11 protein-coding genes are annotated in these 19,362 nt (G+C 71.1%); 6 read left to right on the top strand and 5 right to left on the bottom strand.

Annotated features, from left to right (window positions below; all coding sequences use genetic code 11):
- The first annotated feature begins 83 nt into the window (after positions 1 to 83).
- On the top strand, positions 84 to 1,241 hold the full coding sequence (gene dusB, locus ABZT06_RS11545; RefSeq protein WP_355738421.1) for a tRNA dihydrouridine synthase DusB: 1,158 nt from the start codon (positions 84 to 86) through the stop codon (positions 1,239 to 1,241).
- A gap of 112 nt (positions 1,242 to 1,353) precedes the next feature.
- Here the strand turns inward: dusB and ABZT06_RS11540 are convergent, their stop codons facing one another.
- Positions 1,354 to 1,935 (bottom strand): sigma-70 family RNA polymerase sigma factor, encoded by a 582-nt coding sequence (locus ABZT06_RS11540; RefSeq protein ID WP_355738418.1) that lies wholly within the window; start codon positions 1,933 to 1,935, stop codon positions 1,354 to 1,356.
- 125 nt (positions 1,936 to 2,060) lie between these two features.
- Positions 2,061 to 5,228: a BTAD domain-containing putative transcriptional regulator gene (locus ABZT06_RS11535; RefSeq protein ID WP_355738416.1), complete on the bottom strand. Its 3,168-nt coding sequence runs from the start codon at positions 5,226 to 5,228 to the stop codon at positions 2,061 to 2,063.
- Between the two features lie 358 nt (positions 5,229 to 5,586).
- Between ABZT06_RS11535 and ABZT06_RS11530 the strand changes: the two genes are divergently transcribed.
- From ABZT06_RS11530 to ABZT06_RS11520, 3 genes are all read left to right on the top strand, one after another.
- Positions 5,587 to 6,735, top strand: a complete 1,149-nt coding sequence (locus tag ABZT06_RS11530) for a serine hydrolase domain-containing protein (protein WP_355738413.1) — start codon at positions 5,587 to 5,589, stop codon at positions 6,733 to 6,735.
- A 400-nt stretch (positions 6,736 to 7,135) separates the two neighbouring features.
- Positions 7,136 to 7,966, top strand: a complete 831-nt coding sequence (locus ABZT06_RS11525; protein ID WP_355738410.1) for an alpha/beta hydrolase — start codon at positions 7,136 to 7,138, stop codon at positions 7,964 to 7,966.
- Between the two features lie 62 nt (positions 7,967 to 8,028).
- Entirely contained in the window at positions 8,029 to 8,862 is an 834-nt protein-coding gene (locus tag ABZT06_RS11520) for an alpha/beta hydrolase (protein ID WP_355739309.1), read from the top strand.
- A gap of 309 nt (positions 8,863 to 9,171) precedes the next feature.
- Here the strand turns inward: ABZT06_RS11520 and ABZT06_RS11515 are convergent, their stop codons facing one another.
- From ABZT06_RS11515 to ABZT06_RS11505, 3 genes are all read right to left on the bottom strand, one after another.
- Positions 9,172 to 10,902, bottom strand: a complete 1,731-nt coding sequence (locus tag ABZT06_RS11515) for a CDP-alcohol phosphatidyltransferase (RefSeq protein WP_355738407.1) — start codon at positions 10,900 to 10,902, stop codon at positions 9,172 to 9,174.
- Positions 10,903 to 11,057: 155 nt separating this feature from the next.
- The gene (locus tag ABZT06_RS11510) at positions 11,058 to 12,998 is read right to left on the bottom strand and encodes a glycogen debranching N-terminal domain-containing protein (protein ID WP_355738404.1); all 1,941 of its coding nucleotides are present in this window, start codon (positions 12,996 to 12,998) and stop codon (positions 11,058 to 11,060) included.
- On the bottom strand, positions 12,995 to 14,722 hold the full coding sequence (locus tag ABZT06_RS11505; RefSeq protein WP_355739306.1) for a hypothetical protein: 1,728 nt from the start codon (positions 14,720 to 14,722) through the stop codon (positions 12,995 to 12,997). The genes ABZT06_RS11510 and ABZT06_RS11505 overlap by 4 nt, the downstream gene beginning before the upstream one ends.
- A gap of 164 nt (positions 14,723 to 14,886) precedes the next feature.
- On the opposite strand from ABZT06_RS11505, the gene ABZT06_RS11500 reads away from it, so the two are divergent.
- Complete coding sequence (locus tag ABZT06_RS11500; RefSeq protein ID WP_355738401.1) at positions 14,887 to 16,089, top strand: ROK family protein; 1,203 nt, start codon at positions 14,887 to 14,889, stop codon at positions 16,087 to 16,089.
- A 418-nt stretch (positions 16,090 to 16,507) separates the two neighbouring features.
- On the top strand, positions 16,508 to 19,228 hold the full coding sequence (gene ppdK, locus ABZT06_RS11495) for a pyruvate, phosphate dikinase (RefSeq protein WP_355738399.1): 2,721 nt from the start codon (positions 16,508 to 16,510) through the stop codon (positions 19,226 to 19,228).
- Positions 19,229 to 19,362 lie beyond the last annotated feature (134 nt).

The following is a 19,362-nucleotide window of genomic DNA, read 5'->3' as shown; positions in this document are numbered from 1 at the left end:
AACTAATGGTCACTACATGATCGCCACATGGTCGCTGCCTGGTCGATGCACGGGTACCCCGCGCCGTACGTGACAATGGGGGAATGTCCACGACCGCGCTCACCGAGAACACGCCCCTGCGGATCGGCCCGCACACCGTTCAGCCGCCTGTCGTCCTGGCTCCGATGGCCGGGATCACCAACGCGCCCTTCCGCACCCTGTGCCGGGAGTTCAGCGGGGGCAAGGGGCTGTTCGTCAGCGAGATGATCACGACCCGGGCGCTGGTCGAGCGCAACGAGAAGACCATGCAGCTGATCCGCTTCGACGCGAGTGAGAAGCCGCGTTCGATCCAGCTGTACGGCGTCGACCCCGCCACCGTCGGCAAGGCCGTCCGCATGATCGCGGAGGAGGATCTCGCCGACCACATCGACCTGAACTTCGGGTGCCCGGTGCCGAAGGTGACGCGCAAGGGCGGCGGATCCGCACTGCCCTTCAAGCGTCCGCTGCTCCGGGCGATCCTGCGCGAGGCCGTGAGCGGGGCGGGGGACCTGCCGGTCACGATGAAGATGCGCAAGGGGATCGACGACGATCACCTCACGTATCTGGACGCGGGGCGGATCGCGGTCGAGGAGGGGGTCACGTCCATCGCGCTGCACGGTCGTACGGCCGCCCAGCACTACGGCGGCACCGCGGACTGGGACGCCATCGCGCGGCTCAAGGAGCATGTGCCGGAGATCCCCGTGCTCGGCAACGGCGACATCTGGTCGGCGGAGGACGCGCTGCGGATGGTGCGGGAGACCGGGTGCGACGGGGTGGTCGTCGGGCGGGGGTGCCTGGGGCGGCCGTGGCTGTTCGCCGATCTGGTGGCGGCTTTCGAGGGGCGTACGGAGGCCGTCGCGCGGCCTTCGTTGCGCGAGGTGGCCGACGTCATGGTCCGGCACGCCACGCTGCTGGGTGAGTGGATCGGCGACGAGTCCCGTGGGGTCATCGACTTCCGCAAGCACGTGGCCTGGTACCTGAAGGGCTTCGCCGTCGGGAGCGAGATGCGCAAGCGGCTCGCGATCACGTCGTCGCTGTCGGAACTCCGGTCGGGCCTGGACGAGTTGGACCTGGACCAGCCGTGGCCGGTGGGTGCGGACGGGCCGCGGGGCCGTACGTCCGGCAACAACCGGGTGGTGTTGCCGGACGGCTGGCTGAAGGACCCGTACGACTGCGCGGCGGGGGTCGGGGAGGACGCGGAACTGGACACGTCCGGGGGCTGAGGTGGGCTGGTGCCGTGCGGGTTCGGTGGGGGCGGGCGTTGTGCGCAGTTCCCTGCGCCCCTGAACGCCTGCGGCGGCCGGAGTGGACGGACGGTTCGGCGCCGCGCCGTGGCTACCCCGCGAGAACACCTTGCTTCTCCAGCGCCTTGCGCAGTGCCCGCACGGCGTAGAAGGCGCGGCTCTTCACGGTGCCGGGCGGGACGCCGAGGTGCTCGGCCGCCTGGGCCACGCTGCATTCCAGGTAGTACATGAGACGGATGACGGTGCGCTGCTGCTCGTTCAGTTCCCGCAGGGCCTTCAGCACCGCATGGGTGGTGATCGTGGATTCCGTGCTGTCCCAGGACGCGTCCAGGTCCTCGACGGGCATGAGCTCCAGCGGCCGGTTCCGCCGGGCCCGATGGTGGTCGATGACGAGGTTCCTCGCCACGGTGAACAACCAGGGCCGAACGTGGTCGGCGCGGGTGTTTAGGAACCCGCCGTGCTTCCAGGCGCGGGCCGCGGTCTCCTGGAGGATGTCCTCCGCCTTGTGCCAGTCGCCGTCGAGCAGCCGCGTGGCGTACCGGACGAGCAGGGGCCCGTACCGGTCGTAGACGTCTCGCACGAAGGCATCGCAGTCGGTGTCCGAGGTGACCCGCCGGGTGTGCGCCCGAGGCGGAGCGAGGGGGGTGGTCCCCGCTTCCATGATCCCGTTCATGGGTGGTGCCCGTTCCTGTTCAAGTGTTCTGTGGCCTGCTCTCCCGCATGCGCGGTCGAGTGACTCAACACTCGTGGGGCGCCCTTAACCGAACCTTGTCGTCTTCTTGTCGTGCCTCTCGGTGTCTAGCGTGCAGGACCACCGCTGCGCGGAACCGGGAGGCGATGGCTTCCGGCCGCCCTCTCCGGCACGGGGGGCGTGGGGTCCGCATCCATGTCCAGGGCGGTGAGCCGGTCGCGGACCTGCTGGGCGCTGTGACGCATGGCTCGCGCGTCGGCGTTCTCGAGGGCCTTGACCCAGTCCGCCCGCGCGCCGTCCCGGTCGCCCTGGGACAGCCGGGTGTCCCCGAGTCGCATCAGGGTGCCGATGGCGTTCCTGTGGTCGTCCAGTTCCTCGAACGCCCGCGTCGCCCGCTGGTAGGTGGCCACCGATTCCTCGTAACGGCCGAGCGCGCGGAGGGTGTAGCCCACGATGTCCCACCCCTGGGCCAGCTGCCACGGCGCGTCCAGGCGCTGGAACAGGGCGATGCCCTCCTCGCTGTACTGAAGGCTCTTCTCCAGCTGCCCCAGGTTGGAGTGGAACCAGGCGAGTTCGAGAAGGCATTCGGCCAGCCACAACTCCTCGCCGGTCGCCCGGGACAGCTCCAGTCCCCGCTCGGAGAACCGCACGGCTTCCTGGATCCGGCCGAACAGGAACAGCGCGCACGCCATGACGTAGTGGGCTCGCGCCTGTTCGCCGGTCGCGTCGAGCTGCTCGAAGATCGTCGTGGCGCGTCGCAGGTGCTGAAGGGCCTCTTCCTGGTGGCCGAGGTAGCCGTGGATGCTGCCGAGATGGCGCAGGCAACGGCCCTCTTCGAGCCGGTCGCCCTGGCGCTGGGCCACTTCGAGGGCGGGGGTCAGGGCGGTGATGGCTTCGGGCCAGAACTCCTGGCGTTGGAGATGTTCCTTGAGCGACCAGGCCAGCCCGGTGGTGTGGTGGTCGAGCTTTTGGCTCACGGCGTAGTGGAGCAGGCCGGTCAGTACCCGGTGCTCGGCGGTGAACCACCGGGTTGCCTGCCTGACGCCGGTGAACTTCTCCGGGGCGACGCCCGGGGCGGGCGCCCCGAGGTCGAGTTCGGCCGTCGTGTCCTGCTTGAGGAGTTGGTTGGCCCCGTAGGCGGTGAACATGTAGTGGTCCAGGACCCGCAGGGTGGCGTGCCGGCGTTCCTGGGCGGTGTCGTGGATCTGGTTGAGTTCGCCGGCGTAGGAGCGGAGGAGGTCGTGCACGCCGTAGCGGCCGGGCAGCGGTTGTTCCACGAGGCAGGAACCGGTCAGGGCAGCGAGTGCGCGGCGGGTCCGGGCGAGGGAGAGGCCGACGAGACCGGCGGCGGCGGGGGCCGTGATGTGGGGGCCGGGGTGCAGGGCCAGGAAGCGGAAGAGCCGGGCGGCGTGCTCGTCCAGGGACCGGTAGGACCAGGAGAAGACGGTGCGCACATCGGTGCTGCTGTCGAAGCCGGTGAACGCGTCGAGGTCGCCCTCGGCGTGCCGCAGGTCGTCGACCATGGCCTCAAGGGGGAAGGACGGGTCGAGTTCGGCGCGGGCGGCGACCACGGCCATGGCCAGGGGGAGTCGTCCGCACAGGCGGATGATCTCGGCTGTGGCGGTGGGCTCGGCGGCCAGTCTCTCCCTTCCCAGACGTCGTTCGAGGGCTTGGTGGGCCTCGGCCTGGGAGGGCAGCGGAAGCGTGAGGGGCCTGGCGCCGTCGGTGGTGATCAGGCCGGGAAGCTGATTGCGGCTGGTGATCAGGGTGAGGCAGCCCGCTCCCGCCGGGAGCAGGGGGCGTACCTGCTGCTCGTCACGGGCGTTGTCGAGGACCAGGAGGATCCGCCGGTCGGCGAGGAGGCTGCGGAAGAGCGTGCTGCGGGCCGGGGTGTCTTCCGGGATGCGCTGAGCGGGAACACCGAGGGCGGTGAGGAAGCCGTGCAGAACGGTGCCGGGGTCCACGGCGGGTGCGTGCGGGTGGAATCCGCACAGGTTGACGAAAAGCTGTCCGTCGGGGAAGGACGAGGCGATGCGGTGGGCGTGGTGGACGGCGAAGGTGGTCTTGCCGACACCGGGAGTACCGCTGATGACGACGACGGAGGCAGCCGTCGGCCCGGTCCGGTCCGGTGCACCGCGCACGGCCGACAGCCACGCACCCTCGGCGGCCCGTCCCGCGAACACCGGGAGGGCACCCGGCAGTTGAGCCGGCCGTGCCAGGGGCGACGGCGTGGCTTCCTCCTCCGCGGCCGGGGCGCGACGTGCGTCGCAGGGGTCGGCAGCGTCGGCAGCGTCGGCCGTGTCGCCGGCGGCCGGGCCGGCGGGCGCTGCCTCGCCCTCGTCCAGCCCCTCGCCCTCGTCCAGCCCCTCGCCCTCGTGCGGCCCCCCGAATCTGGCCGGCCCGACCGGATCGCGGCCCTGCTCGGTGCCCACGCCGGGGACGGACGCCGCGCCGAATCCGTTCAACTCACCTGCTGAGTGAAGGGGTGGCAGGTCGTGGTGGAGGATGCCCTGGTGCAGGGCGCGCAGGGGCGGGCCGGGTTCGAGGCCGAGTTCGTCGGCGAGGTGCCGGCGCAGTTCGGTGTAGCGCTGAAGCGCTTCTGGGTGCCGGCCGGCGAGGTACAGGGCGCGCAGCAGCAGGGCCCAGCCGGTTTCCCGCAGGGGGTGTGCCGCGGTCAACTCCTGTGCCGCGTCCAGGGCTTCGGTGATCCGTCCTTGCATGAGCAGTGCGGTGGTGCGGATCTCGCGTGCGGTCTGCCGCAGTTCTTCCAGGCGAGCTGTCTCCTGGGCGGCGAACAGGTGGTGCGCCGCGTCGGCGAACGCGGTGCCACGCCACAACTCCAGGGCGTTCCGGGCCTCTTCGACGACGCGTTCGGGCCGGCCCTGGTCCATGAACAGGCGCGCCCGGGTGAGGGACCGCTCGAAGCGCACGGTGTCACGGCTCTCGGGCGGCACCCGCAGGGCGTAGCCCAGAGGCTCGGTGACCAGCAGTTCGAAGGTGCCGTGCCTACGCAAATGCTGGGGTTCCAGGACCGCGCGCAGCTTGCTGACGTGGGCGTGCAGGGAGTTCATCGCTCCGCCCGGGGTCCGTCCCGGCTGCTGCGGCCACAGTTCCTCGCACAGCGTCTGGGGCGCGACCGCCCGGCCGTCGGCGAGCAGCAGGCGGATCAGCAGCAGCCGCTGCCTGAGCCGGCCCGGATCGAGTACCGCGCCCGCCCGCCGTACCACCAGCGGACCCAGCAGCCCGAAGCCGAGCCCCTGCTCCACAGCTGTCATCGCATCCCCCGCACATCCCCCTCGGCGGCGCCACCACCGGGGGCACCCATGACCATGGCCCGCGGGACAGGCGCGCGACCTTCGTCGCGTGAGCTGTCCGTCGAGACGGGGGCGGCCGGTGCGGGTGTCCGGAGCGGCGAGGACTCCGTCGTCCGCTGCCCGCATACCGGACAGGACATTAGCAGCCACGCACCGAGGGGCTGCCGGGCCTGCCGGTAGGGGCAGCTCACCCGTTGCCACGACTTCGGCCTGCCATGGAGCGAAGCGGCGGTCTGCCCATCCGCGACGCGATGTGAACCGGCGTGGGGTCCCTGCCGTTGTGTGACCGAACGGTCGTCGTCACGAGTGGGGAAAAGTCATGGTCACCGTCGAAGGAACGAGCACCGCACGGTTCGAACCCGTCCGAGCGGCGCTGGCCGCGCACCTGGAGTCCGGAGAGGAGCTGGGGGCGTCGATCGCCGTCGACGTCGACGGAGTCATGGAAGTCGATCTGTGGGGTGGACACACCGACGCGGCGCGGACCGTGCCGTGGCGCCAGGACACGGTGGTCGGCCTGTGGTCGACCACCAAGACCCTCACCGCTCTGGCGGCCCTCGTCCTCGTCGACCGGGGCGCACTCGATCTGCACCGCCCGGTCGCCCACTACTGGCCCGAATTCGCCGCCCAGGGCAAGCAGGACATCGAGGTGCGCCATGTCCTGGCCCACACCTCGGGGCTCTCCGGCTGGCAGCAGCCCTTCACCATGGACGACCTGTACGACTGGCCGACCGCGAGCGCCCGGCTGGCCGCGCAGGCGCCCTGGTGGGAGCCGGGCAGTGCCTCGGGCTACCACGTGCAGACGCAGGGGCAGCTGATAGGAGAGCTTGTCCGGCGGGTCAGCGGCCGGACCCTGACCGAGTTCGTCGACACCGAGATCGCCGAGCCGTCACGGGCCGACGTCCAGATCGGTGCGCGGCAGGCCGACTGGCCGCGTATCGCCGAACTGGTGGCCCCCTCGCAGCTCTCCGGGATACCCGCCGGCCTGGATCCCGAGGGGATCTTCACCAAGACGCTGCTCGGCAGCCCCGCCCGGGACGAGCACGTCGACACCCCGCGGTGGCGTCGTGCCGAACTCGGGGCCGTCAACGGACACGGCAACGCACGGGGTATGGCCCGCGCTCTCTCCGTGATCTCACGACGCGGCCAGGTGAACGGCCGCCGGCTCCTCTCCGCGGACACCGTGGACAGGGTCCTCGACGTGCAGGCCGACGGAGTCGACCTGTTCCTGGGTGTTCCCGTGCGCTGGGGCATCGGCTTCGCGCTCGCCGACGCGAGGACGATGCCGCACATGCCCACCGGGAGGGTCTGCTTCTGGGTCGGCCGGGGTGGATCGATCGTGATGATGGACCTCGACCGGCGCGTCACGTTCTCGTACACGATGAACCGGCTGGGCGACGGCATCCTCGGCTCGGAGCGCACCCACAGCTACATGAGGCAGGTCTACGAAGTCCTGGACTCCACGGCCTGAGCACGGCCTGAGCACGGACCGAGGCCCGCCCGGTCCGCCCGGGAGGCCGCTTGCGAAAACCGCGTCCTGCCCGCGACCGGAGGCTCGATCACATCCGCGCCGTTCCCGGGGTGAACCGAACCGGTCCCGCCGTCGTAGGACAGGACGCAGGGCATTCCACCCCGGGCAGCCGGGGTCGGTGGTGCTCCAGGCCCAGGTGGGGCCGTAGCCGGACAGCCGCCCTTCTTGCCGCTGCGACGCGTCGCCCACCCCTCTCCGATCCGCGCCGGCCACTCGGCGTGGACCGAACACACCAACTCAGTCGCCGACAGAGGAACCCGGTGCTTCGTCTCTCGAACGCACCGCCCCATTTCGCCGGGTCCGGTCAGGACCGACGGCCAAGGAAAGAGGACGTTCACGCATGCGCACCACCCTTCTCAGCCGCAGATCCGCCCTGCTCGGTGTCACAGCGGCCGCCGGGCTGTCCGTGGCCGCCGTCACCCTGCCCGGTACGACCAGTGCGGCGCCCCTCCGCCCGGAACGACCGACGATCGTGCTGGAGCACGGGGCGTTCGCCGACGCCGCGAGCTGGGACGGCGTGGTCACTCGGCTGCAGCGTGCGGGCTACCCCGTGGTGTCCGCCGCCAACCCGCTGCGCGGTCCGGCGACCGATGCCGCCTACCTGCGCAGCGTCGTCGACCACATCGACGGGCCCGTGGTCCTGGTCGGCCATTCCTACGGCGGTACCGTCATCAGCCAGGCCGCCGCGGGCCTGGAGGGCAAGGTGAAGGCGCTGGTCTACATCGCCGCGTTCCTGCCCGACACCGGCGAGAGCTCCCTCGGGCTGACGAACGAGTTCCCCGGCAGCACCCTCGGCCAGGCGATCGAGTCCGTCAACTACACCCTGCCCGACGGCGGTCAGGGCGCGGACGTGTACATCAAGGCGGAGAAGTTCCGCGGCCAGTTCGCCGCGGACGTGCCGGCGGACAAGGCCAGGCTCATGGCGGCGGGACAGCGTCCGATCGCCGCCGCCGCGCTGGAGGAGAAGTCGACGAAGGCCGCCTGGAAGACGATCCCCTCCTGGTCCCTGGTGACCACGGAGGACCTCAACATCCCTGAGGCCGCCCAGCGTTACATGTCGGCGCGTGCCGGGGCCCGCACCACCGTCATCGCCGCGTCGCACGCGGTGCCGGTCTCCCACCCCGACGCCGTCGCCCGCATCGTGGAGCGCGCGGCCCGCACGGTCCGCTGAGCGACATGCCCGGCCGGGCACTTCACCACCCACCGCATTCCTCAATGAAAGGCAGTACCACCATGGCGTTCATCACCGTCGGCCAGGAGAACTCGACCAGCATCGAGTTGTACTACGAGGACCACGGCACCGGGCAGCCGGTCGTGCTGATCCACGGCTACCCGCTCGACGGCCACTCCTGGGAGAAGCAGACCGCCGCTCTGCTGTCGGCCGGCTATCGCGTGATCACGTACGACCGGCGCGGGTTCGGCCGCTCCAGCCGGCCCACCACCGGCTACGACTACGACACCTTCGCCGCCGACCTCAACACGGTCCTCGAAACCCTCGACCTCCACGACGTCGTCCTGGTCGGCTTCTCCATGGGAACCGGCGAGGTCGGCCGCTACCTGGGCACCTACGGTTCCGCCCGGACAGCCAAGGCCGCCTTCCTCGCCTCCCTCGAACCCTTCCTCCTCAAGACCGACGACAACCCCGGCGGTGTCGACGGCGCCGTCTTCAAGGACATCGAAAGGGCCGTCACCGCCGATCGCTACGCCTACTTCACCGCGTTCTACGAGGACTTCTACAACTTCGACGAGAACCTCGGCACCCGCATCAGCGAGGAAGCCGTCCGCAACAGCTGGAACGTCGCCGCAGGCGCCTCCGCGTACGCCTCCTTGGCCTGCGTGGCGACCTGGTCCACCGATTTCCGTGCCGACCTGCCCAAGATCGACGTCCCGGCGCTGATCCTGCACGGCACTGCCGACCGCATCCTGCCCATCGAGGCCACCGGCGCCCTCTTCCACCAGGCGCTGCCGCAGGCCGACTACGTCGTCATCGACGGCGCGCCCCACGGCCTGCTGTGGACCCACGCCCGGGAAGTCACCGAGGCCCTCCTGGCCTTTTTGGCCAAGTGACCGACGTCCGGCGGCCTTCCCGCCGGGAGTGGGCACGCTCCCCGTCACGCCGGGGAGGCGAGGCTGAAACCGCTCGGCGGGGCGCACGGACGCGCAAGGAGGCCGCGCTCACGGGTGGGCCGTTGGAGGCCGGCGCTCCCGCGGCGATGCCGGGGTTCAGGGGGCTGCCGGTGCCAGGCCGGCGTCGTTGAGGCGTGACCGCGGACCTCGCCGGGCCGGGTGCCCCGCCCGAGCCCGGCGCGAGTGCCCGGGGGAACTGCGCGGCCGGCCCCGACCGACCCGCAACCCGACCCGGCCCCCCGCGAAGCGTTACCCCTTGGACGGATGCGGAGTCGAGCCGTACGCCGTCAGGAAGCGGTCCCGGAAGGAGCTCATCTTCCAGACCGGGGCGTTGTGGGCCGGCTTCAGGCCGTCCGTCCAGTTCCAGGACGCGATCTTGTCGAGCACCTTGGGGTCCTTGGCGACGATCGAGATCGGTACGTCACGGCTGGCGTTCTCCCCGCTGACCCGGGCGATCGGCTGGTGGTCGCCGAGGAAGACGAGGACCGTGTCCTTGCTGCCGTAGCGCTCCAGCCACTGGGTCAGTGACGTCACCGAGTACGAGATGGACTTGCCGTACTCCTGCTTGGAGCGGGTGGGGTCGGCGATGATGTCGGAGGCTTTGTTGCCGGCCTTCTGGATGGGCTTGAAGACCGAGCCGTCGCCCAGGTCGTCCCAGTCGACCATCTTCGGGATGGGTGCCCAGGGCTGGTGGCTGGAGGTCAGGATGATCTCGGACATCAGCGGCTTGTCGTGCTTCTTGCCGTGGACCTGGCGCTGGTAGGCCTCGAGGGCGTACTGGTCGGGCATCGTCGACCAGCTGAACTTGGGTCCCCGGTAGCCGAGTTGGAAGGCGTTGTAGACCTTGTCGAGGTCGTAGTACTTCTGTTCCGGCCAGCCCTTCTGGACGCCCGGCATCACCCCGACCGTGTCCCAGTCGCCGGTCTTCTTGAAGGCCTTGGTGAGGCTGAGGTGGTCGCTGGCCATGACCGTGCGGTAGCGCTGCTGGTTGTCGATCCACAGGCCGGACAGGGTCGTCGAGTGGCCGAGCCAGCTGCTGCCGCCGTACGTCGCCGAGGTCAGCCAGCCGCTCTTCGCGTGGAAGCCCGCCTTCGCGAGGGCCGCGGTGCTCGTGGCGAGGGTCTTGTCGACCCCGGGAGCGATGCCCTTGTCCTCGACGGCGCTCCTGCCGTAGCTCTCGATGAACGTGAAGATCATGTCCTTGCCGCGCAGATCCGGCACCAGCTGGGCGCCCGGGGTGTTCCCGAAGGCGTCGACCTTGGCCACCTTCTCGAAGTCCGCCTCGTCCCGCACGGTCTGCACCACCTGCTCGGCCTGGCGCGCGGTGAGCGCGGCGGTGTGTTCGGAGGCCAGCGGGGTGCCGAAGAGCTGGAGACCGAGCGCGGAGCAGGTGACCCAGGCGGTGGCGGCGAGGAGGGTGCCACGGGTGGCGGTCCGCCGGTCCAGGACCAGGAGACCGCTCAGCCTGACCATCGCCAGCGTCATGACGGCCACCAGCAGGAGCACGAGGACGACCGCGCCGACCGCGGCGCCGACCGCCACGGCCCCGCCCATCGAGTCGGCGAGGTACGACTGCGCGTCGTCGAGCAGCTCCCAGTCCAGGACGGGGTTGAAGGGGCGCCCGAGGTAGTCGTTGAACCCCATGTCGAGCAGGTTCAGGATCGTCATCACCCCGAGCGCCGCGCCGGACACCACGGCCACCACCAGCCGCGGCCGACGCGGCAGCGCCAGCGCCACAGCCGCCCCGAGGATCGCCTCGGCCGGAATCCGCACGAACGCCCGCGGGTGCAGATAGGGGACCTTGTTCGGCAGGAGCAGGGCCCCGAGGACGAGAAGTGCGGCGAGGACGTTGAGAGCCCACCGCGTGTTGCGTACGGCGACGGGGTGCGCGTCCCGCCAGGACTGCTTCCCGGCCGGCGGACTGTCCCCACCCGTCGCCTCGGCCTCGGGTGACGTGCTCTCTGCAAGGGTCTCGGACACCCGAGGGTCCTTCCATATGGTCCTGGTGGAAGGCGGACCCGATATGGGGTCTCGGATCCGCCACCGTCCCGTACGGAGGGCTCAGCCCGTCAGTTCACATCCCAGGGCAAACACCGGCCCAACGCTTGGTCAACGGTCAGGTTCCGGCCCTTGGCTCACGCACCGCCCACCGCCGTCAACAACGCGAGCGGCGCCGCGGCGGACCGCGCCTCCCGTACACACGCGTGCGGATACGGCACCGGCTCGCCGTGGGACTCCCGCCCGTACCCCGCCAGCACCTCCGGCAGCCGGTGCCCGGTCGCCGTCGCCGCGTCCACCAGCCCGTGCGCCACCGCCCGCGCCTCGTCGTGCAGCCCGTACCGGGCGAGACCGAGGGTGATCAGCGCGTTGTCGTGCGGCCACACCGATCCCCGGTGATACGACAGCGGGTGGTACGCCCCCTGTCCGGCCGCCAGGGTCCGGACCCCCCAGCCGGAGAAGAAGTCCGGCTCCAGCAGCCGCCGCCCCACCAGTTCGCCGTACTCCTTGTCGAGCAGCCCGGACCACAGCAGATGCCCGGCGTCGGAGGCCAGCGCGTCGACCTGCCGCCCGTGCCCGTCCAGTGCGAGCGCGGGGAAGGCGCGGTCCGGCATCCAGAAGTCCCGCTGGAACCGGTCCCGCAGATCCGCCGCGGCCTGTTCGAGGAGCGCCGCGTAGGTCTCGTCCTCCCACGCCGTGCGCGCGACCCATGCGGTCCTGCGCAGCGCGTCGTACGCGTAGCCCTGGGCGCCCGCGGCCGTCACCGGCCCGCTCGCCCGCGTTCCGTCGGCGCCGCAGATTGCGCCGGGGGAGTCCTTCCAGTTCTGGTTGGCGAGGCCGCCCTGGTCGGCGCGGTAGACGAGGTAGCCGCGCGAGGTGAGGCCGCCGTGGTCGAGCATCCAGCCGATCGCGGCGCGGGCGTGGGACTCCAGACGCCGGGCGAGCGCGACGTCCCCGGTGTGTTCCACGTACGCGCCGAGCAGGACGAGGAACAGCGGCGTCGCGTCGACCGAGCCGTAGTAGCGGCCGTACGGCACCTGCTCGAAGTGCGCCAGCTCCCCCTGCCGTACCTCGTGCACGATCTTGCCGGGCTGGGCCACGGAGGCCGCGCCGGTCTCGGTGGCCTGGGTGGCGGCGAGCGCGGGGAGGGTGGCGGCGGCCAGCTGGGGGCGGTAGGGGAGGGCGAAGAGCGAGGTGAGGAGGGCGTCCCGGCCGAGCAGGGTCAGGAACCAGGGGGCTCCGGCGGCCGGGACGCGCAGTTCCTCACCGTCCGGGCCGGTCGCCGGGACCTGGAGCGAGGCGAGGTCGGCGAGACCGCGGGCGCAGGCGGCGGCCAGCTCCGGCCAGCCGGTCGGGAAGGCGACGCCCTCCACGAACTCGCCCTCCATCGCGAGGAGTCGACGGTTCAGGGCGGCAGGTGAGCTCGGTACCCTTCGGGCCCGCCTGTCGCCGTGCGGGCGGGCCATCACGCGCAGGATCAGCTCGGCCGTGCCGTGCGGCTCCAGGTCGAGCGTCCAGACCAGGCGCCTGGCTCCGGTGCCCGTCTCCTCGACGCCGTCCGGGGCGGGATCGGCCGTCACCGTCGTACAGGACCGCCACTCGCGGCGCTGGTAGCCGAACTCCACGCCGTCCTCGCGGACTTCGCGGAAACGGGTGGCGCCGGTCTTGGTGTAGGTGCGGTGGTCGGAGCGGAGTTCGAACTGGTCGGCGAAGTCGGCGTCCGCGGTGACCCCGAGCCGGACCGTCGTCGGCACCGGACGGTTGCTGGTGACCCGGAGGGACTCCACGAACGAGCCGTCCCCCACCGCCTGTTCGCGGAAGAGCGTGCAGGCGGGCGGCTCCTGGCGGCCGCCGCGCGGGACGAGGACACAGCGCGCGGTGTCCCCGTCGGCCACCGGCGACAGGGCTTCCGGCACCGCGCCGTCGACCGTGAGCTGCCAGCGGCTCAGATGCCGCGCGTCGCGGACGAACAGCCCGTCCGGGGTGCTGCCGCCGCCCCGGACGCCGCTGATGTCCCCGCCGTCACCCACGGCAGCGAACGTCTCGCCGTACACGAGCAGATGATGCCGGTCCGTCATCGCCGGTTCCCTCCCTTGAGTCCCATGTCCGCCGTGCCTGTGGTGTGGTTCGTGACCGTGGTCTCGCTGTGCAGCAGGTCGAGCGCGAGCGCGGCGGTCCAGCTGAAGCCGGTCGTCCCGCAGGCCTCTCCGGTGTACGGGTCGACGTACTCCGCGAAGTCGGTGGCCCCGGCGAGTTCGAGGACCGACTCCCGCAGCGCGTCCGCCCGCCGGTGCTCGCCGTGGGTGCGCAGCCCGCGCTCCAGCAGCCAGGCGGTGTTGAACCAGGCCGGGCCGCGCCAGTAGCGGTGCGGGTCGAAGGCCTCGCCGAGGAGGTCGTGGCTCGGGGGGAGGCGGGTGGTGGTGCCGAGCCCGAAGTGGGGGCCGGAGAGGGTACGCACCAGCGCCGAGGCGATGTCCCGCGGGAGACCGGGGAGCAGGAGCGGAATCAGACCGGACACGGTGCGCTCGGGGATGAGGGAGCCGCGCAGGCCCGGAGCGGTCCCGAGCGGGTCCTGGCGGTCCGCCTCGGTGCCGAGCGGGTCCTGGCCGTCCGAAGAGGTGCCGCGCGGGTTCCGGTCGTCCCGAGAGGTGCCGTGCGGGTCCTGGTGGTCCGAGGCGCTCCTGCGCAGGTCCCGGCGGTTCGCCTCGGTCCCGAACGGGTCCTGGCCGTCCGAAGTGGCGGCGCGCAGGTCCTGGTGGTCCGAGGCGGCCCTGCGCAGGTCCCGGAGCTCCCCCTTGGTCCCGAACAGGTCCCGGCCGTCTGAAGAGGTCCTGCGCAGGTCCCCGCGGTCCGGGCCCGCGCCGAGCGGGTCGCGGCCGCCCGCAGCGGTCCCGCGCAGGTCCCGGCAAAGGAACATCCCGCTCGCCGGGTCCCACAGCCGCTCCACCAGGGCGGCCGTGAGCCGCTCCGCGCGCGCGTGGCGGGCCGTGCCGGGCGCCCCCAGCTCGGCGGCGATCCGGGCGAGGGCGTGCTCGGAGGCGATGAGCAGGGCGTTGAAGGCGGGGTCCTCGACGGCGAACTCGCCGGCGCCGTCGGCGTAACCGGCGTCCCGGTACTCCGTCGCCAGCCGCACGTACCGTCCGTAGTCCAGGTCCGTCGGCCGGTCCTCGGCGGCGCCGTGGTCGAGGTCGGCGCGGCGGAAGGAGCGGGCCGGGGCCGGGGTGACGCGGGAGAGCGGGAGGTCCCAGGCGGGGCTGTTGTCCATACCCTGTTCCCAGGGGTGCACCACGGACGCCAGACCGCCGCCGCCCAGGTCCCGGCGGTGCAGGAGGTAGCGGTGCCAGGCGGCGAGGCGCGGGTACACGCGGGGGAGGAAGCCGCGCGCGCGGGACAGGCCGGGGTCGGCGCGGTGGACCAGCCACGCGGCCAGGGCGTGCACCGGTGGCTGCACGATGCCGGACGTCTGTACGGTGCGCGGGGCACCCGCGCCGTGCCCCGCGGTCGAGGAGCGCCAGAAGTCGGGGCTCGGGAAGTACGCGTCGAGCGGTACGGAGGGGTTGAAGACGATGTGCGGGATGCGCCCGTCGCCCCACTGGGCCGCCAGCAGGGTCTCCAGCTCCGTCTGCGCGCGCAGCGGGGAGAGATGGCGCAGGCCGATCGCGATGAACGCGGAGTCCCAGGACCACTGGTGCGGGTACAGGCCGCGCGAGGGCACCGTGGAGGCGCCGGTCCAGTTGTCCTCCAGCACCCTCGCCGCCCCGACGTGCAGGGGATGTGACGAACCCGGCGGATCGTATGCGATCGAACGCTCCGTTGAAGGGGTGATGACCTGGGCAAGGCGATCCACTCGGGGCTCCCCGAAGACGTGTGCCTGACCGGTTCGGTCAGGGCTACCGTAGAGTTACGTCTATTTAACACGCAAAACCCAATATGTAATGCAGAGTTGAGAAACACAAGGGGGTGCGCATGGCTGGACGGAGTCAGACCGGCGCCGGAGATCTGCTCGAACTGGTCCGCAGCGGGCGAGCCGTCACGCGCGGGGCGCTCCAGCAGGCCACCGGACTGTCCCGGGCGACCGTCGGCCAGCGCCTGGACCGCCTCTTCCGCGCGGGCTGGCTGCGCGAGGGCGCCGGGGGTCCGGTCGACTCCCCGCTGGGCGGCCGCCCCTCCATCACCCTGGAGTTCGACGACGCCCACGCCGTCGTCCTCGCCGCCGACCTGGAGACCCGGCACGCGCGCGCGGCCGTACTGTCCCTGACCGGCGAGATCCTGGCCGAGCACAGCGGCACCCTGGCGATCGAGGACGGCCCCGACGCCGTGCTCGGCGAACTGGGCCACTGGTTCGCCGAACTGCTGGAGAAGGCGGGACACCGGGCCCAGGAGGTCTGCGGGATCGGGCTCGCCGTGCCGGGCCCGGTCGACCTGGAGAGCGGCCGGGTGGTCCAGCCGCCGATCATGCCCGGCTGGGACGGCTACGACATAAGAGGCCGCCTCGCCCGGTCCTTCGTCGAGCACACCGGCGCCGGCCCGGTCCCCGTGCTCGTCGACAACGACGCGAACCTCATGGCGTACGGCGAACAGCGCACGGCGTATCCCGACTGCTCGGCGTTCGTGCTGGTCAAGGTCTCGACGGGCATCGGCGCCGGAGTCGTGGTCGACGGCTCGCTCTACCGGGGCATCGACGGCGGCGCGGGCGACCTGGGCCACATCCGGGTGCCGGCGGGCGCGGAGGCGCTGTGCCGGTGCGGTTCCTACGGCTGTCTCGCCGCCGTCGCGAGCGGCGGTGCCGTGGCCCGTCGGCTGGCGGCGGCCGGGGTGCCCGCGGCCTCGGGTTCGGATGTGCGCGATCTGCTGGCGTCCGGGCATCCCGAGGCGGCGGCGCTCGCACGTGACGCGGGGCGGCAGGTCGGGGACGTCCTGGCGACGGTGGTGACCCTGCTGAACCCCGGCGTCCTGATGATCGCCGGGGATCTGGCCGGAACTCCCTTCCTCACGGGGGTCCGGGAGCTGCTGTACCAGCGGGCCCTGCCGCGCTCCACCGCACGACTGGAGGTGGTGACCTCACGGCTGGGGGAGCGGGCCGGGCTGGTGGGGGCGGGCGCGCTGGTCGTGGAGCACCTGTACGCGCCCGAGCGGGCGGAGGAGCGGTTGCTTGCCATGGGCGTATGACGTCCGCGTTTCTGCCGGAACGCCTGTCCGGACGCACGTCCGCATGGTGAAATCCGACGGCCTGTGGCAGCGTGATTCTCGCCACGCTTGATAAGGGTCGGGCTCAGATGAGCGGATCTTGACCGACTGCACTTCTCCAAGGGGTGGCACTCAGTGCCACCCCTTGATCGTTCATCGATCGAAATCAGACGTGCTTCACACCGCTCAGATGAGCGATTCTGGCGGCCTGTGGGGATTGTTGCGTTCAAGAACTGAAAACATCGGGCCCGTATCGCTTGCCAAGCTTTGACTTTCGATCCGTTGGCGGACGACTGGTTACGGGCGTATGACGCCCGAGTAGACGTACCCAGGCGCCTTCGATCTGGGTATGTTCCTCGACGTCAGGGCAGCCACCGCGTCCTCGAGGGAGTCGAGACCCGTGTCGGAAAACAAAGAACCCCACGTAGCGAAGTTCGTCTACGACTTCACCGAGGGAAACAAGGACCTCAAGGACCTCCTGGGTGGCAAGGGCGCGAACCTCGCCGAGATGACCAACCTGGGACTCCCCGTTCCCCCCGGCTTCACCATCACGACCGAAGCCTGCAAGGTCTACCTGGACAGCGGTGAGGAGCCGGCGGCACTGCGTGACGAGGTGAGTGCGCACCTCGACGCGCTGGAGCAGCGCATGGGCAAGAAGCTGGGCCAGGCGGACGACCCGCTGCTCGTCTCGGTCCGCTCCGGCGCGAAGTTCTCCATGCCCGGGATGATGGACACGGTTCTGAACATCGGCCTCTCCGACAAGTCGGTCCAGGGTCTCGCCCAGCAGGCCGGCGACGACCGCTTCGCCTGGGACTCCTACCGACGGCTCATCCAGATGTTCGGCAAGACCGTCCTCGGCGTCGAGGGCGACCTCTTCGAGGAGGCCCTCGACAAGGCCAAGGAGGCCAAGAAGGTCACGGTCGACACCGACCTGGAGGCCGCCGACCTCAAGAAGCTCGTCACCGCCTTCAAGAAGATCGTCAAGAAGGAGGCGGGCCGGGACTTCCCGCAGGACCCGCGCGAGCAGATGGACCTCGCCATCCACGCGGTCTTCGACTCCTGGAACACCGACCGCGCCAAGCTCTACCGCCGCCAGGAGCGCATCCCCGGCGACCTCGGCACCGCCGTCAACGTCTGCTCGATGGTGTTCGGCAACCTCGGCCCCGACTCCGGCACCGGTGTCGCCTTCACGCGCGACCCCGCCTCCGGCCACCAGGGCGTCTACGGCGACTACCTGCAGAACGCCCAGGGCGAGGACGTCGTCGCGGGCATCCGCAACACCGTCCCGCTCGCGGAGCTGGAGCAGATCGACAAGAAGTCGTACGACCAGCTGATGCAGATCATGGAGACGCTGGAGAACCACTACAAGGACCTCTGCGACATCGAGTTCACCATCGAGCGCGGTCAGCTGTGGATGCTCCAGACCCGGGTCGGCAAGCGCACCGCGGGAGCGGCCTTCCGGATCGCCACCCAGCTGGTGGACCAGGGCCTGATCGACGAGGCCGAGGCGCTCCAGCGGGTCACCGGCGCCCAGCTCGCCCAGCTGATGTTCCCGCGCTTCGACGAGAACACCAAGGTCGCGCAGGTCGGCCGGGGCATCGCGGCCTCGCCGGGCGCGGCCGTCGGCAAGGCGGTCTTCGACTCGTACACCGCGGTGAAGTGGTCGCGTTCGGGCGAGAAGGTCATCCTGGTCCGCCGGGAGACCAACCCCGACGACCTCGACGGCATGATCGCGGCCGAGGGCATCCTGACCTCCCGCGGCGGCAAGACCTCGCACGCGGCCGTGGTCGCGCGCGGCATGGGCAAGACCTGTGTCTGCGGCGCGGAGGAGCTGGAGGTCGACACCAAGCGGCGCCGGATGACGGTCCCGGGCGGGCATGTGGTGGAGGAGGGCGACCTCATCTCCATCGACGGGTCCAGCGGCAAGGTGTACCTCGGTGAGGTCCCGGTCGTCCCGTCTCCCGTCGTGGAGTACTTCGAGGGCCGCATGCACGCGGGCGCCAACGACGCCGACGAGCTGGTCGAGGCCGTGCACCGGATCATGGCGTTCGCGGACCGCAAGCGCCGGCTGCGGGTGCGGGCCAACGCGGACAACGCCGAGGACGCGCTGCGCGCCCGTCGCTTCGGCGCCCAGGGCATCGGACTGTGCCGTACCGAGCACATGTTCCTCGGCGACCGCCGTGAGCTGGTCGAGCGGCTGATCCTGGCCGACACGGAGGCCGAGCGCGAGGAGTCGCTGAAGGCGCTGCTGCCGCTCCAGAAGAAGGACTTCGTGGAGCTGTTCTCGGCGATGGACGGGCTGCCGGTGACGGTCCGGCTGCTGGACCCGCCGCTGCACGAGTTCCTGCCCGACATCACCGAGCTGTCGGTCCGCGTGGCGCTGGCGGAGTCCCGCCAGGAGCCGCACGAGAACGAACTGCGCCTCCTCCAGGCCGTGCACCGCCTGCACGAGCAGAACCCGATGCTGGGCCTGCGCGGCGTACGCCTCGGCCTGGTGATCCCCGGCCTGTTCACGATGCAGGTGCGGGCGATCGCCGAGGCGGCGGCCGAACGCAAGAACGCCAAGGGCGACCCGCGCGCGGAGATCATGATCCCGCTCGTGGGCACCGTCCAGGAGCTGGAGATCGTCCGCGAGGAGGCGGACCGGGTGGTCGCGGAGGTCGAGGCGGCCACCGGTGTGGAGCTGAAGCTGTCGATCGGCACCATGATCGAGCTTCCGCGGGCCGCGCTGACCGCCGGCCAGATCGCGGAGGCGGCGGAGTTCTTCTCCTTCGGCACCAACGACCTCACCCAGACGGTGTGGGGCTTCAGCCGCGACGACGTGGAGGCCTCCTTCTTCACGGCGTACCTGGAGAAGGGCATCTTCGGAGTCAGCCCCTTCGAGACGATCGACAAGGACGGCGTGGGCTCCCTGGTGAAGCTGGCCGCCGAGGCGGGCCGCAGGACCCGCCCCGACCTCAAGCTCGGCGTCTGCGGCGAGCACGGCGGCGACCCGGAGTCGGTCCACTTCTTCCACGAGGTGGGTCTGGACTACGTCTCCTGCAGCCCGTTCCGCATCCCGGTGGCCCGCCTGGAGGCGGGGCGCGCGGCGATCACGGCGAACGGCAGCGACCACCGGTAGGTCCCTTCCGGGGCACTGGGCCCCGGAACCGTCGCCCGTCCCCGACCCTCATCCGATGGGCGGCGGTTCCGGTTCACGAAGAGAGGGGGCGGCACCCTTGTGCGGGGGTGCCGCCCCCTCTCCCGTGTCCGTAC

The sequence above is a fragment of the Streptomyces sp. NPDC005483 genome, from assembly GCF_040606035.1.
Taxonomy (GTDB): domain Bacteria; phylum Actinomycetota; class Actinomycetes; order Streptomycetales; family Streptomycetaceae; genus Streptomyces.
The sequence above is the reverse complement of the archived record's forward strand: the minus strand, read 5'-3'. Positions and strand labels throughout refer to the sequence as shown.

What these genes read in the sequence shown, in the direction of transcription:
- ABZT06_RS11520 (WP_355739309.1), top strand. Translation starts at nt 8,029, where the DNA reads ATGGCGTTCATCACCGTCGGCCAGGAGAACTCGACCAGCATCGAGTTG.
- ABZT06_RS11525 (WP_355738410.1), top strand. Translation starts at nt 7,136, where the DNA reads ATGCGCACCACCCTTCTCAGCCGCAGATCCGCCCTGCTCGGTGTCACA.
- ABZT06_RS11535 (WP_355738416.1), bottom strand. Translation starts at nt 5,228, where the DNA reads ATGACAGCTGTGGAGCAGGGGCTCGGCTTCGGGCTGCTGGGTCCGCTG.
- ABZT06_RS11530 (WP_355738413.1), top strand. Translation starts at nt 5,587, where the DNA reads ATGGTCACCGTCGAAGGAACGAGCACCGCACGGTTCGAACCCGTCCGA.
- ABZT06_RS11540 (WP_355738418.1), bottom strand. Translation starts at nt 1,935, where the DNA reads ATGAACGGGATCATGGAAGCGGGGACCACCCCCCTCGCTCCGCCTCGG.
- dusB (WP_355738421.1), top strand. Translation starts at nt 84, where the DNA reads ATGTCCACGACCGCGCTCACCGAGAACACGCCCCTGCGGATCGGCCCG.
- ABZT06_RS11510 (WP_355738404.1), bottom strand. Translation starts at nt 12,998, where the DNA reads ATGACGGACCGGCATCATCTGCTCGTGTACGGCGAGACGTTCGCTGCC.
- ABZT06_RS11500 (WP_355738401.1), top strand. Translation starts at nt 14,887, where the DNA reads ATGGCTGGACGGAGTCAGACCGGCGCCGGAGATCTGCTCGAACTGGTC.